Below are 13,605 nucleotides of genomic sequence, written 5' to 3' on the forward strand. Positions count from 1 at the left end.
ATGGGTGCTTCGGTTGGCGGCGCGAAAGCCGTGAATGCCCGGCGCGGGCGGCGCGGCTCGCGCCATGGCGCAATCAGCGAAATCAACGTCACGCCGCTCGTGGACGTGATGCTGGTTCTGCTCATCGTCTTCATGGTGGCAGCGCCGCTGATGACGGTCGGCGTTCCGGTCGAGCTTCCCAAGACCGAAGCCAAGGCCATGAATGCGCCGAAGGAGCCGCTCTACATCACCGTGCAGAAGGACCGCAGCGTCTACATCCAGGAGACGCAGATTCCCCTCGACCAGCTGGCCGCCAAGCTTGGCGCGCTGGTCAAGAACGGCAACGAGGAACAGCTCTTCGTTCGCGCTGACACCTCCACCGACTACGGCGCGGTGATGGAAGTGATGGGTGTGCTGAATGCTGCCGGCTACAAGAAGATCGGACTGGTGACGCTGCAGAAGGAGCAACCCGTCGCGCCATGAAGCGCAGCCTCACCGCGTCCCTGTTTGCCCATGGCGCGCTGCTTCTGGCAGTGCTGATCGGCCTGCCGTCGCCGCCCGCCTTCAAGGTGGACCCGCAGCAGGCGGTGCAGGTCGACATCTCGAACATCGGTGACGTGACCAAGGTGATGGCGACGACCAAGGAGGCCGTGCCAAAGCCCGAGAAGCCTGCGGCCCAGAAGACTGAAGTCACCAAGGACGTGCAGCCCGCGCCCAAGGTCGCCGACGAGGAAGTTCTCGCCGCCAAGGAAAAACAACCCGACCCTGTGCCGGAACCTCCCAAGAAGGTGGAGCCCGAGCCGCAGAAGGCCGAGGATGCGCCGGTTGATCCCGATCCGCTGAAGAAGCTCCTTGAGGACCAGAAGGCCGAGGAACAGAAGAAGGCGGCGGAAGAGGCGGCTCTCGCGGAAAAGAAGGCGGCCGAGGAAGAAAAGAAGAAGCAGGCTGAAGAAAAGAAGCAGGCCGAAGCCGAAAAGAAAAAGAAGGCCGAAGAGGCCAAGAAGAAGGCCGAAGCCGAGAAGCGGAAGAAGCAGAAGCTCGACATGGCGGCCCTTGACGCCATGCTGAACAAGGAGAATGAAGAGCGGACTGCGCCCAAGAAGTCGGGCGAGACGGACGGCAATCCGGTGCAGGGCCAGAACGAGCAGCAGGGCGACGACAATGCCATCGCCGCCACGCTGATCGACGCCATGCGGAGCCGCCTCAGCGAATGCTGGACGGTGCCGCCGGGCGCCCGCGAGGCCAGCATTTCCGTCAAGATCCGCTTCAACCTGCGCAAGGACAAGTCCGTCGACGGACTGCCGATCGTCCTGTCGGGCGGGGGTGACGCACTGACCAATGCCACGGCGCAGTCGGCCGTGTCGGCGGTCATGCAGTGTGCGCCCTATGATTTCCTGCCGGACGACCGCTATGATATGTGGAACGAAATAACCGTGAACTTTACCCCCGACATGATGTCGGGCACATGATGGATCTGGGATTGGGTGAATGGGGATGATGCTGAACAGACGCAAGTTGATCACCGCCGTGGGGGCAGCGCCGTTCGCGGCGCTTGCTGCGCGCTCTCCCGCGATGGCGCTCGAGGTCGATGTCTCGGGCGGCAAGATCAATCCGCTGCCTATCGCCATTGCACCCTTTCTCGCGGGCTCGGGCTCCGAAGATGTTTCGGCCGAAGTGGCCGGCGTCATCGCCAACAATCTCGGCCGCTCCGGCTATTTCAGCCCGCTGCCGCCGGACAGCTTCATCGAGCGCATCAGCGATTTCGAGGCCCAGCCCAACATGGCCTCGTGGCGGCAGGTGCAGGCCCAGGCGCTGGTCACCGGCCAGGCCTACATGGATGGCGGCAAGCTTCGCGTCTCCTTCAAGCTCTATGACGTGAACTCGGGCCAGTTGCTGGCCAGCCAGTCTCTCGCGGCAGGCCCCAAGCTGTCGCGCCGCCTCGCGCACCGCATCTCCGACCAGATCTACGAGGCGCTCACCGGCTTCGATGGCTATTTCGACACCCGCATCGTCTACATCGATGAATCGGGGCCGAAGTCGGCGCGCATCAAGAAGCTCGCCATCATGGACCAGGACGGCTTCAACGCCCGCGAACTTCCGGTGCAGGGCGACCTGCTGCTGACGCCGCGCTTCTCGCCTACTGCCAACGAAGTGACCTTCCTCTCCTTCGGCACCGGCGAACCTCGCGTCTACATCTACAACATCGACACCAACCAGAAGGAAATCGTCGGCGATTTCCCCAACATGAGCTTCGCGCCACGCTTCTCGCCCGATGGCGTGCGCGTCATCATGTCGCTGCAGTCGGACGATGGCGTGAACTCCAACCTCTTCGAGATGAACCTGCAGTCGCGGCAGTTGCAGCAGATCACCAACGTGGCCGCCATCAACACCGCGCCGTGCTATTCGCCCGACGGTTCCTCGATCGCCTTCGAGTCCGATCGCGGCGGCAACCAGCAGATCTACGTCATGAGCGCAGGCGGCGGCGAAGCCCAGCGCATCACCTTCGGGAAGGGCCGCTATTCGACGCCGGTCTGGTCGCCGGACGGCAAGTGGATCGCCTTCACCAAGAACGCCAACGGCAAGTTCGCCATCGGCGTGATGAAGCCGGATGGTTCGGGCGAGCGCATCCTCACCGAAGGCTTCCACAACGAGGGTCCGACCTGGGCGCCGAACAGCCGCGTGATCATGTTCTTCCGCGAGTCGGGCGGCGAGAGCGGCGGGCCGCATCTCTTCTCGGTGGATGTAACCGGCTACAACGAGCAACAGGTGCCGACACCGGAGTTCTCCTCCGATCCGGCCTGGTCGCCCAAGCTCAACTGAGCGCAAAATCCGCCGTTAACCACGTTCGGTAAGGCGTTCTTCAGGTTATCAATTCATATCAGGGTTCAAGACGATTTGGGGCCGGGGGGCCCTCTCGAACCAGGTGGACTTGCGTATGATGATGACTTCCAAAATGACCGGTTTCCGGATTGCCCTGGCGCTGACCTGCGCCATTTCCCTGGCGGCGTGCTCCAAGAAGAACCCCAACAGCCTGAATGCCGGCCTGAATGGCGGCGCGGGCGGTGATCTGGCCGCCGGTGCGGCTGCTCCGGGTTCGGTCCAGGAATTCCAGACCGCGGTCGGTGACCGGGTGTTCTTCCAGATGGACCAGGTGACCCTGACGGCCGAGGGGCAGGATACGCTGCGCAAGCAGGCCAACTGGCTGTCCCAGTACCCTGATGTGCAGATCCAGATCGAAGGCCATGCCGACGAGCGCGGCACCCGCGAATACAACCTGTCGCTTTCGGCCCGCAGAGCGACGGCGGTACGTAATTTCCTCATAAACGAAGGCATTGCTAGCCGTCGTATCTCGTCCATCGCCTACGGCAAGGAACGCCCGGCAGCGCTGTGTGACGCGGAGGAATGTTGGTCACAAAATCGCCGTGCTGTGACGGTTATCACCGGCGGCGCCCGGACGAGCTGACGTTTCGCCGGGAGGGCGCGTTTTTTGCCCTGCGACAATTTGTTAACTCTGTTGCCACCACACTTGCGTGCGGTGGCAATTTGCGCAATGGCCTGCTGCAAAGGGCGGTTCGGTATGACCCCGCTGGCCCGGCGGAGCACAGACCCAGACTTCGGGGCCCAGGGACGGCTCTCGGACGGGACCTATTAGGAGTGGGATTGATGATGAACCGATCGGCCGGTTTCAAAGCTGTAGCCCTGATCGCCTGTTTTCTGGCGCTGGCTGCATGCTCGAAGAAGAACACACCGGACCTCGAGGCCGGACCCGGCGGCGGCGCCGGCATGGGCCAGGTGCCTCCCGGCTCCAAGGCTGACTTCACCACCAATGTGGGCGACCGCGTCTTCTTCATCGTCGACACCGTGACCCTGACCCCTGAGGCACAGGACACGCTCTCCAAGCAGGCCGCCTGGCTGCTGCAGTATCCGAACGTCACCGTTCAGGTTGAAGGCCACGCCGACGAGCGCGGCACCCGCGAATACAATATTTCGCTTTCGGCCCGCCGCGCCACCGCAGCCCGCAACTTCCTGATCCAGCAGGGTGTGCCGGGCAGCCGCATCTCGTCCATCGCCTATGGCAAGGAGCGCCCTGCGGCGCTGTGTGATGCTGAGGAATGTTGGTCGCAGAACCGCCGCGCCGTCACCGTGATCACCGGCGGTACGAACTAACGAATTGCGGTCAGGAGGCGAAAGCCTCAATTTTTCCGTCTTTGGGCGTAAGAGTGAGTCAACAACGCATTCCATCGTCAGGTTTTGACATGCTGAAACGCAGCCTCTTCGTCGCCGCGCTCCTCGCGTCGGCAGCTCTGCCGGCGTCCGCGCCGGCCTCGGCCCAGGATATCGCCACCCGCATCTTCCAGATGGAAGAGCGCATCCGCCAGCTCACCGGGCAGGTGGAGGAACTGACCTTTACCGTGAACCAGCTGCAGCAGCAGCTTGGCCAGAAGCAGGGCAATGCCGGGGCGGTGATGCCGCCTGCCGGCCAGATGCCGGTGCAGAAGAAGATCGCCACCGCTCCGCCGCCGCAGCCTGCGCAGCAGTCGGCGGACGGGATCGAGGTGATCCAGGATTCGCCGCCGCAGCAGCAGAACGCCCAGATCATTGGCTCGGATGGCACGAGCACGGTGCAAACGAACCCCGGCCAGGTGCCTTTCAAGAAAGCCGGAACCGAGGCGACCGACGGCACCTTTGCCGGTCAGGTGCTGGTGCCCGAGAATGGCGACGGAACCCAGGCCGACCAGGGCGGTCAGGCGGCTGAACCGGGTCAGACCGCTCAGGCAGGCCAGCCCGTGCAGCAGGATGGCGTTCAGCAGCAGGACAGCATCGAGCAGGTGTCGCTGCAGGCGCCCGAGAGCCCTGACGAACTCTACAAGACCGCCAATGAAGCGCTGCTGCGCCGCCAGTTCGGCGAAGCGGAAGCGGGCTTCCGCAGCTTCCTGGCCAAGTATCCGGACCATTCGCTGGCCGGCAGTGCCCAGTATTGGCTGGGCGAAACCTTCTACGTGCAGGGCGATTCCCGTCAGGCCGCGCAGAACTTCCTGCAGGCCTACAAGACCTATCCCAAGAGCCGCCGCGCGCCTGACAGCCTGCTGAAGCTCGGCATGTCGCTCAACAAGATGGGCCAGAAGGAACAGGCCTGTGCCGCCTTCAACTCGGTCGGCACCGAGTTCCCGCGCGCCGTTGAAGCGAAGAAGCGCGCCGACGCCGAATACAAGCGTGCTGGCTGCTGAAGCCCCGCACACACTCACGCCTGCTGACACCGCGCAGCTTTCGCTGGCTGCTGCCCTGAAGGACGAGACGGCCTTTGCCGTCGCCGTCTCGGGTGGCTCCGACTCCATGGCCTTGCTGTGCATGGCGGCAGCACTTCCGGGCAAGCGCGTCACGGCGCTCACCGTCGATCATGGCTTGCGCGAGGGATCGCGCACCGAAGCGGAGCAGGTGGCGCGCTGGTGTGCGGCCCTTGCGGTTCCGCATCACATTCTCACGTGGATTGGCGAGAAGCCCGCGCGCGGCATTCAGGCGAAGGCCCGCAGCGCCCGCTATGACTTGATGACCGCATGGTGCCGAAGCAACGGTGTGCCGCTGCTTCTGACCGCCCACACGCTCAACGATCAGGCCGAAACGGTAATGATGCGGAAGCAGCGCACCGCAAGTGCTGCGAGCCTTGCCGGCATCTGGCCCGAAACGGAATGGAACGGCGTGCGCGTGATGCGGCCGCTGCTGTCGGTCACACGCTGCACCCTGCGCGCCACGCTGAAGCGCGAAGGCCACGGCTGGCTCGACGACCCCAGCAACGAGAACGAACGCTTCGAGCGCGTGCGCATCCGCCGCCAATTGCGCAGCATCGACATTGCCGCGCTGGGCCGGGAAGCGGAGGCGGCGCGGGTGCAGACGCTGGCGGACCGATCTGCGGCAGCGGAGTGGCTCGCCCGCAACGCCACCGTTCATGCCGAGGGCTGGATCACATTTCCGCGAGCAGCGCTTGCCGCGGCCGGGCGGGAAGTGAGGGTGCAGGTGCTTGCCCACATCGTTGCGGCCTGTGGTGGTGGCCGACCGGAGCGGGCGGAGCTGGCCCGCCTCGCAGAGGCCCTTGAAGCTGGTTCAGGCTTTCGCCGCAGCCTGGGGGGCGCTTTGATCGCTGCCCGCAAAGCCGTTGTTATCGTTGGCCGCGAACCGGGACGAATCGCCGTCCGCCCTCAGCCCGTTCCATCGGACGGCCTGCTCTGGGACGGGCGCTTCCGCATTGCAGCCCCGGAAGGCTACGCCGTGCGTCCCGCCGGGGCGTCCCGCCATCCTGCATCCGAAGGCCTTCCTGCCTTCATCCGGGAGGCTTTGCCCGTGCTTGAAAATGCCGCAGGGCGGCTGGTTTTCCCTCATTTTGACCGGGAACCGGGGTTTGCCGTCCAGCTTGGTGAACGATTTTGCCTTTAGTCTCGTATTTACAGTGTTGCCGAGCTTGGATTCTGGAAATGCCGGACCTATGTTAGGCTTCAGTTTTTGGGATGGATTTCGGAGGCCCGCCTCAGCCGGCCTCCAGAATTGAGGATCGACGTGAACCAGTTCCGCAGTTTCGCCGTTTGGATCGTGATCGCACTGCTCCTGTTCGCGCTGTTCAGCCTTTTCCAGGGCCAGAGCATGCGGGCCAACAGCAGCGAAATCAGCTACTCGGATTTTCTCTCCAAGATCAACAATGGCGAGATCAGCAGCATCACCGCTTCGATGAACGGTGACGTGGTGGCGAAGACGGCCGATGGCCGTACGCTCACCACTTACGCGCCTGTCTCCGAGGACTTCCTCAAGACGATCCGCGAAAAGAATGTCGCCGCGGAGTTCCGTCCGCCGCAGTCCGACTCGTTCCTCTCCAACGCGCTCATCTATTGGCTGCCCATGCTGCTGATCGTCGGCGTGTGGGTGTTCTTCATCCGCCAGATGCAGGCGGGCTCCGGCAAGGCCATGGGCTTCGGCAAGAGCAGGGCCAAGCTTCTCACCGAGAAGCAGGGCCGCGTGACCTTCGCTGACGTGGCCGGCGTCGATGAAGCCAAGGACGACGTCGTCGAGATCGTCGACTTCCTCAAGGACCCGCACAAGTTCCAGCGGCTGGGCGGCAAAATTCCGCGCGGCGCGCTGCTCGTGGGCCCGCCCGGCACCGGCAAGACGCTTCTTGCCCGCGCCATCGCCGGCGAAGCCAACGTTCCGTTCTTCACCATCTCGGGCTCCGACTTCGTTGAAATGTTCGTGGGCGTCGGTGCCAGCCGCGTGCGCGACATGTTCGAACAGGCGAAGAAGAATGCCCCGTGCATCGTCTTCATCGACGAAATCGACGCCGTGGGCCGTCATCGCGGCGCCGGCCTCGGCGGCGGCAACGACGAGCGCGAGCAGACGCTGAACCAGCTCCTTGTCGAAATGGACGGCTTCGAAGCCAATGAAGGCGTGATCATCATCGCTGCCACCAACCGTCCTGACGTGCTCGATCCTGCGCTGCTGCGCCCTGGCCGTTTCGACCGCCAGATCACTGTCGGCAATCCGGACGTGAAGGGCCGCGAGCAGATCCTCAAGGTCCACATGAAGGACAAGCCGCTGGCGCCGGACATCGATCCGAAGACGCTCGCCCGTGGTACGCCCGGCTTCTCGGGCGCCGATCTTGCCAATCTCTGCAACGAGGCAGCGCTTCTCGCCGCCCGCCGCAACAAGCGCATGATCACCCAGCACGAGTTCGAAGACGCCAAAGACAAGGTGATGATGGGCGCCGAGCGCAAGTCCATGGTGATGAGCGACGACGAACGCCGCAACACTGCCTATCATGAAGCGGGCCACGCCATCGTCGGCCTCAACGTGAAGTATGATCCGCTGCACAAGGTGACGATCATCCCGCGCGGCCGTGCGCTGGGCGTGACCATGAACCTGCCGGAAGGTGACCGCCACAGCCGCACCCGCGAATGGTGCGAGGCGCGCCTTGCGGTGCTCTTCGGTGGCCGTGAAGCCGAGCTCATCCTCGGCGGCGACAAGAACGTGACCAACGGCGCCATGGGCGACATCCAGATGGCGACCCAGCTGGCCCGCGCCATGATCACCGAATGGGGCATGTCGGAAAAGCTTGGCCGTGTGCGCTATTCCGCCAACGAGCAGGAAGTGTTCCTCGGCCACAGCGTGACCCAGAGCAAGAATGTCTCGGAAGGCACCGCGCAGATCATCGACGACGAAGTGCGCCGCCTGATCCACGAGGGCGAAGCCCAGGCCAAGAGCATCCTCAAGAAGAAGCGTGAAGACCTTCACGTTCTCGCCAGGGCCTTGCTCGAATACGAAACCCTTTCGGGTGACGAAGTGGCCCGCGTGCTCAAGGGCGAGTCGATCGACCGTGACGACAAGCCGGCGAAGCGTTCGGAAAAGGGCGGCACCAGCGTGCCGCGCGCCGGCGCAAAGCGTGGTGGCCGCGGCGGCCTCGAGCCGGAGCCGCAGCCCCAGGGCTGATACGGCGCAGGACACCGGACATCCGGTGACGAAATGAATTGGACCCCGGCCTGCGCAAGCACGCCGGGGTCTGCTATATCGGGCTGGCACGAGAGCTTCCGGAGAAGACATGAAGACCTACTACCGCCCGACCGGGCTTGTGTTCGGCGCCGATGTGGCGCGCATGGTGCGCGATGGCGATGCGCTGCCGCTTGCCGGCATGGCCCATGTGGGCTTCACCCATGTGGATGTGATCACTCGCGACAGGGGTGTGGTCGAACGTGACATGCAGCGGATCAGCGGCGTGGATGATTCCGCCGCACTGACGCGCCTTTCAGAGAAGCGGCCGGACTTCGCCGGCATCGACCTCGCGCAGCCCTGCATCATGGGCATCGTCAACGTGACGCCGGACAGCTTCTCCGATGGCGGCAAGCTGACGTCCTCCGCGGCCGCCATTTCCCATGGCGAACAGCTGGCAGGCGAGGGGGCGGCCATTCTCGACGTGGGCGGTGAATCGACACGGCCCGGCTCCGACACCGTTCCCGACGAGGAGGAACTGGCGCGGGTGATTCCGGTGATCGAGGCGCTGGCGCAGAAGCACATCGTCTCCATCGACACGCGGAAGTCCGGCATCATGGTCAGGGCACTGGCGGCGGGGGCCCGCATCGTCAATGACGTCTCGGCGCTGGGGCATGACCCCAAGAGCGCCATCGTCGTGAAGGAGGCCCGCTGCCCGGTGGTGCTGATGCATGCCCAGGGCGAGCCCAAGACCATGCAGCTCCAGCCGAAGTACGATGACGTGCTGCTCGACGTCTACGACGGGCTTGAGGAGCGTGTGGCGCGGGCGGAGGCCGCAGGCATTCCCCGGGCTGCGATCGTGATCGATCCCGGCATCGGCTTTGGCAAGACCTTCCGCCAGAACCTCGACCTGCTGGCCGGATTCACCATCTTCCACGGGCTCGGCCTGCCGGTGATGATGGGGCTCTCCCGCAAGGGCTTCGTGGGGGCGCTCACCGGCGAAAAGACAGCCGGTAACCGCGTTTACGGTTCCGTCGGCGGCGCCTTGCAATCGGCCATGGCGGGGGCGCATATCCTCCGGGTCCACGATGTCCGCGCGACCCGGGAAGCGTTGGCGGTGTTCTCCGCCGCAATTCACCCCGATTCAGCGGACATCTAGCGCAACGGACGATCAAATCGGAACGATTTGAGAGAGGAAAGTTGCGCCAGATATTTGTTTTGGCGCATCTTTCGCTTCGCAAGTGGATTCCACTTGCTCGCACGATGCGTTAAACTTGTGTTGCTAAGAGGACGGTTCATCTGGGGAACGCGATGACACGCAAGTATTTCGGCACGGACGGTGTGCGCGGGCGGGCGAATGCCGGCTCCATGTCGGCTGACGTGGTGATGAAGATCGGCATGGCCGTGGGCCAGATCTACCGCAAGGGCGGCCACCGCCACCGCGTGGTGATCGGCAAGGACACGCGCCTGTCGGGCTACATGATCGAGCAGGCGCTGACCGCAGGGCTTCTCGCCTCCGGCATGGACGTGTTCCTGCTCGGCCCGGTGCCCACGCCGGCGGTTGCCATGCTGACGCGCTCCATGCGCGCCGACCTGGGCGTCATGATCTCCGCCTCGCACAACCCCTTCGCCGACAACGGCATCAAGATCTTCGGCCCCGATGGCTACAAGCTCTCGGACGACCAGGAACTGAAGATCGAGGACCTGATCGACAATCCGGGCAAGGTAACGCTCGCAGGCCCTTCCGAGATCGGCCGCGCCAAGCGCATCGAGGATGCAGGCGCCCGCTACATCGAATTCGCCAAGCGCACCTATCCGGGTGAAGGCAACCTGAGCGGCATGCGCATCGTCATCGATACGGCGAATGGCGCTGCCTACAAGACCGCGCCCACAGCGCTGTGGGAACTGGGCGCCGAGATCATCGAGATCGGCAATGACCCGAACGGTACCAACATCAACGAGAAGTGCGGCTCCACCCATCCCGAGGTGATGTGCGAGAAGGTCCGCGAACTGCGCGCCGACATCGGCATTGCGCTGGACGGTGATGCCGACCGCGTGATCATCGCCGATGAAAAGGGCAGGGTGATCGACGGCGACCAGATCATGGCGCTCGTTGCGACGAGCTGGGCCCAGCGCGGCATGCTGAAGGGCGGCGGGCTGGTGGCCACCATCATGTCGAACCTCGGGCTCGAACGTTATCTCGACTCGCAGAAGCTGACGCTGGCCCGCACCAAGGTGGGCGACCGCTACGTGGTGGAGCACATGCGCGCCCACGGTTTCAACGTGGGCGGCGAACAGTCCGGCCACATCGTTCTCTCCGACTACGCCACGACGGGTGACGGCCTTCTTGCTGCCCTGCAGGTGCTGGCAGAGGTGGTGGGCAGCGGCAAGCCGGTGAGCGAGGTGTGCAATCTCTTCACGCCGCTGCCGCAGATCCTGAAGAACGTGAAGTTCAAGGGCGGAAGCCCGCTGGACGACAGCCAGGTGAAGAGCGCCATTCGTGATGCGGAAGCGCGCCTCGGCAATCAGGGCCGTCTGGTTATCCGGCCCTCGGGCACGGAGCCGCTGATCCGGGTGATGGCCGAAGGCGACGACGGCAAGCTGGTGGCGACGATCGTCGACGACCTTTGTGGGGTCATTTCCAAAGCGGCGGCTTGAGGCCGGCTGCAATCAGCGTTTTCGCCACTTCGGGCGCCGAGAAGAACTGGGCTGCGGCGGCGCGTGCGGCCTTGTCGTATGTCTCGTCGCGGGGAATGTCCGGAGGCCAGTGGAGACGCCTGTCACAGAAGCGGAAGTAGCTTGCCTCCTCGCGGATGCCGAGGCTGCCCTGGGTGCCAATGGGTCCGGCGTAGTGCACCGTCCGCTGACGGATGACATAGGTGCCGCCCTGTTCCACCGCGAGATCGAGTTCGCTGCGGCCCGTCTCGCCCATATCCTTGCGGCTGATGAGTTGGGGTTTGCCGTCGGTGCCGTTCATCACCGACCAGAAGCCGCCTTCGGCGCTCTGCTGCTCCAACACCTCGAACTCCTGATCGGGGGCGGTGCCTTCCTCCATCGGCTGGGCGAGGATCGTCTCGGCCCGGATGAAATCGCACTCCGCAGCGGCGGCTGCATTGGCGAAGAGCAGGGCAGGGACGAGGAGCAGCGCGTGCTTCATTGCGGAGCCTTCCGGGGAGCAAAACGGCTCACGAATATACCGGCAAGCACGAGGAGAAGCGAGACCAGCACGTTCCAGCCGATGTGCTCGCCGAGGAAGGCCGCGCCGAAGGAAAGCGCGAAAACCGGCACGAGATAATTCGACATGGTGGTGAAGGTGGGACTGGTGCGCTCCACCGCCTTGAACCAGACCACGGTTGCAAGCCCTGTGGGAAAGAGGCCAAGACCCACCATGGCGAGGAGGGCAGAGGATGGCGCTTCCAGCACGTGGAAGGGTGATTGCACAAGGGCCGCGAGCGTTGCCAGCACGGCACCCACCGCAAGCACGCCGCCCGAGACCGCGGTCGTGCCCGGCAGATTGAATTTCTTCACGCTGATGGCGTTCACGCCATACATGAGACAGCCCACCACCACGACGAGTTCGCCGACCAGCTCGTGGCCGTGCGCCTTGAGGTTCATCAAGTTCTCCGGCCCCATGAGCACGACGATGCCGGTGAAGCCGAGGATGAAACCGACAGCGCGCCAGAAGGTGATGCGTTCGCCCGGCAGCGTGAAGTGCGCCATGATGACGATGATGAGCGGGATCGTTCCCATCAGCAGGCCGGCAACGCCGCTCGAGATCGACTGCATGCCCCAGGTGATAAGGAAGAACGGCGCGGCGTTGCCGATCAATCCGAGCCAAAGATACTGCTTCACGAACGTGCGGTTGAGCGGTGGCGTTTCACCTTGCGCAAAGGCGATGGCGAGCAGCACCACGGCACCAACCACGAGTCGTGTCGCTGCAATCCACTCGGGCGTGACATGGGCGAGCGCGATCTTGCTCATCGCGAACGACGTGCCCCAGCACACGACGAGAATCGCGAGCAGGAACCAGTCAAAGAGTGTGATGCGATAGGGCATGATGGTGATGTGCGCCGTTAACCTTAATTCCCGGTAACAAATTGCGCAGGATTTGAACGAATTCGTGTGGCCCAGATGTCACAAATCGTGAGTGTCACATTGGCGCCCTTTTTCGGCCTGACCGGCGCCGGGTTCAAACGCCATCTTGCGACCATCGAATGACTGATCTGAGTGAGGTGTTGTTATGAACAAGATCATCAAGACAATGTTGCTGGCAGGCGTGATGCTTGCCCCGGTTGCAATGAGCGCCAAGGCCGCCGACCTGAGCGTGCCGGCTGCCGATCCCGCCATGATGGGCCTTTACCTGCGCGCTGACGCAGGCTGGTCCTTCCTGAACTGGAGCGGGGGCGATGACGACAGCAATTTCGTCGCGGGCGGCGGCATCGGCTATCGCTTCTCTGATAACGTCCGTGCTGACGTGACGGCCGACTGGAGCGGCGACTACAAGGTTGCCCCCGGTGCTGAAATTTCGACGACCGCCGTTCTCGGCAACCTCTACTTCGATTGGGCCAACAGCAGCATGTTCACGCCTTATGTGGGCGTGGGTGCCGGCTATGGCTGGGTCGACGGTTCCGGTGGTGCGGTGGATGACAGCGGCCTCGCCGTCGGCGCAGCCGCCGGTGTGTCCGTCAGCCTCACCAACAACCTGGCCCTCGACGCCGGTTACCGGTTCCGCGACATCATGATCTCGGGTCCGGACAGCAAGGAACACCAGGTCACCATGGGCCTCCGCTTCAGCTTCTGAGGCCTCACGAGCTACCAGGACCCGCAATCGCGCGTGGTCCGAACAGAGCGCGCCCCGCCACCCGGCAGGGCGCGTTTTGCGTTTCCGGAGGCAACTTGACTTTCGAATGGGCAGGCCTAGTCTCCGGCCACGACTCCCCCGCGCGGGAGAGACCGGGGCCTCCGAACCCCGGCGCCGAAGGAGCAACCGCCCCGGAAACTCTCAGGCAGAAGGACCGCGCAGAGGAGAGCAAAACTCTGGAGAGCAGGGGTGCCCACGGCATCGCTCACCGAAGGAGAAAGCCAGCCCGTGCCGGAGTGACGGGAAGGCGAAAACTCTCAGGTTCCTGACAGAGGGGGCGCGGCTTGCCATCCGGCTTGCCG

Annotated in this window: 13 protein-coding genes and 1 riboswitch; of the genes, 11 read left to right on the plus strand and 2 right to left on the minus strand. The window is 64.0% G+C overall.

What is annotated here, in order from left to right; translation table 11 throughout:
* From tolR to glmM, 10 genes are all read left to right on the plus strand, one after another.
* Positions 1–462 (plus strand): protein TolR, encoded by a 462-nt coding sequence (gene tolR / locus QM801_RS02795; RefSeq protein ID WP_415017689.1) that lies wholly within the window; start codon positions 1–3, stop codon positions 460–462.
* Positions 459–1,448, plus strand: coding sequence for a cell envelope integrity protein TolA (gene tolA / locus QM801_RS02800; protein WP_415017690.1), 990 nt, complete (start codon positions 459–461; stop codon positions 1,446–1,448). Before tolR ends, tolA begins: the two co-directional genes overlap by 4 nt.
* Positions 1,449–1,467: 19 nt before the next feature.
* Entirely contained in the window at positions 1,468–2,799 is a 1,332-nt protein-coding gene (gene tolB, locus QM801_RS02805; RefSeq protein WP_415017691.1) for a Tol-Pal system beta propeller repeat protein TolB, read from the plus strand.
* A 115-nt stretch (positions 2,800–2,914) separates the two neighbouring features.
* Entirely contained in the window at positions 2,915–3,442 is a 528-nt protein-coding gene (gene pal / locus QM801_RS02810) for a peptidoglycan-associated lipoprotein Pal (RefSeq protein ID WP_415017692.1), read from the plus strand.
* Positions 3,443–3,642: 200 nt separating this feature from the next.
* Positions 3,643–4,146: a peptidoglycan-associated lipoprotein Pal gene (gene pal / locus QM801_RS02815; RefSeq protein WP_415017693.1), complete on the plus strand. Its 504-nt coding sequence runs from the start codon at positions 3,643–3,645 to the stop codon at positions 4,144–4,146.
* Positions 4,147–4,235: 89 nt separating this feature from the next.
* Positions 4,236–5,207, plus strand: a complete 972-nt coding sequence (gene ybgF / locus QM801_RS02820; protein ID WP_415017694.1) for a tol-pal system protein YbgF — start codon at positions 4,236–4,238, stop codon at positions 5,205–5,207.
* Complete coding sequence (tilS, locus tag QM801_RS02825) at positions 5,194–6,408, plus strand: tRNA lysidine(34) synthetase TilS (RefSeq protein ID WP_415017695.1); 1,215 nt, start codon at positions 5,194–5,196, stop codon at positions 6,406–6,408. The genes ybgF and tilS overlap by 14 nt, the downstream gene beginning before the upstream one ends.
* A 120-nt stretch (positions 6,409–6,528) precedes the next feature.
* Positions 6,529–8,445: an ATP-dependent zinc metalloprotease FtsH gene (gene ftsH, locus QM801_RS02830; protein WP_415017696.1), complete on the plus strand. Its 1,917-nt coding sequence runs from the start codon at positions 6,529–6,531 to the stop codon at positions 8,443–8,445.
* A gap of 109 nt (positions 8,446–8,554) precedes the next feature.
* Positions 8,555–9,601 (plus strand): dihydropteroate synthase, encoded by a 1,047-nt coding sequence (gene folP / locus QM801_RS02835; protein WP_415017697.1) that lies wholly within the window; start codon positions 8,555–8,557, stop codon positions 9,599–9,601.
* Between the two features lie 152 nt (positions 9,602–9,753).
* A complete protein-coding gene (glmM, locus tag QM801_RS02840) occupies positions 9,754–11,100 on the plus strand; it encodes a phosphoglucosamine mutase (RefSeq protein ID WP_415017698.1) in 1,347 nt (448 codons plus the stop codon).
* Here glmM and QM801_RS02845 read toward each other — a convergent pair.
* Both QM801_RS02845 and QM801_RS02850 read right to left on the minus strand, forming a co-directional pair.
* The gene (locus tag QM801_RS02845; protein ID WP_415017699.1) at positions 11,078–11,599 is read right to left on the minus strand and encodes a hypothetical protein; all 522 of its coding nucleotides are present in this window, start codon (positions 11,597–11,599) and stop codon (positions 11,078–11,080) included. The genes glmM and QM801_RS02845 overlap by 23 nt on opposite strands.
* Positions 11,596–12,498: a DMT family transporter gene (locus QM801_RS02850; protein WP_415017700.1), complete on the minus strand. Its 903-nt coding sequence runs from the start codon at positions 12,496–12,498 to the stop codon at positions 11,596–11,598. Before QM801_RS02850 ends, QM801_RS02845 begins: the two co-directional genes overlap by 4 nt.
* 184 nt (positions 12,499–12,682) lie before the next feature.
* Between QM801_RS02850 and QM801_RS02855 the strand changes: the two genes are divergently transcribed.
* Entirely contained in the window at positions 12,683–13,243 is a 561-nt protein-coding gene (locus QM801_RS02855; RefSeq protein WP_415017701.1) for an outer membrane protein, read from the plus strand.
* 133 nt (positions 13,244–13,376) lie between these two features.
* A riboswitch (glycine riboswitch) is annotated at positions 13,377–13,470 on the plus strand.
* Positions 13,471–13,605: the final 135 nt, after the last annotated feature.

Origin of the sequence: Aestuariivirga sp. (assembly GCF_047600585.1) — a bacterium.
Taxonomy (GTDB): Bacteria; Pseudomonadota; Alphaproteobacteria; order Rhizobiales; family Aestuariivirgaceae; genus Aestuariivirga.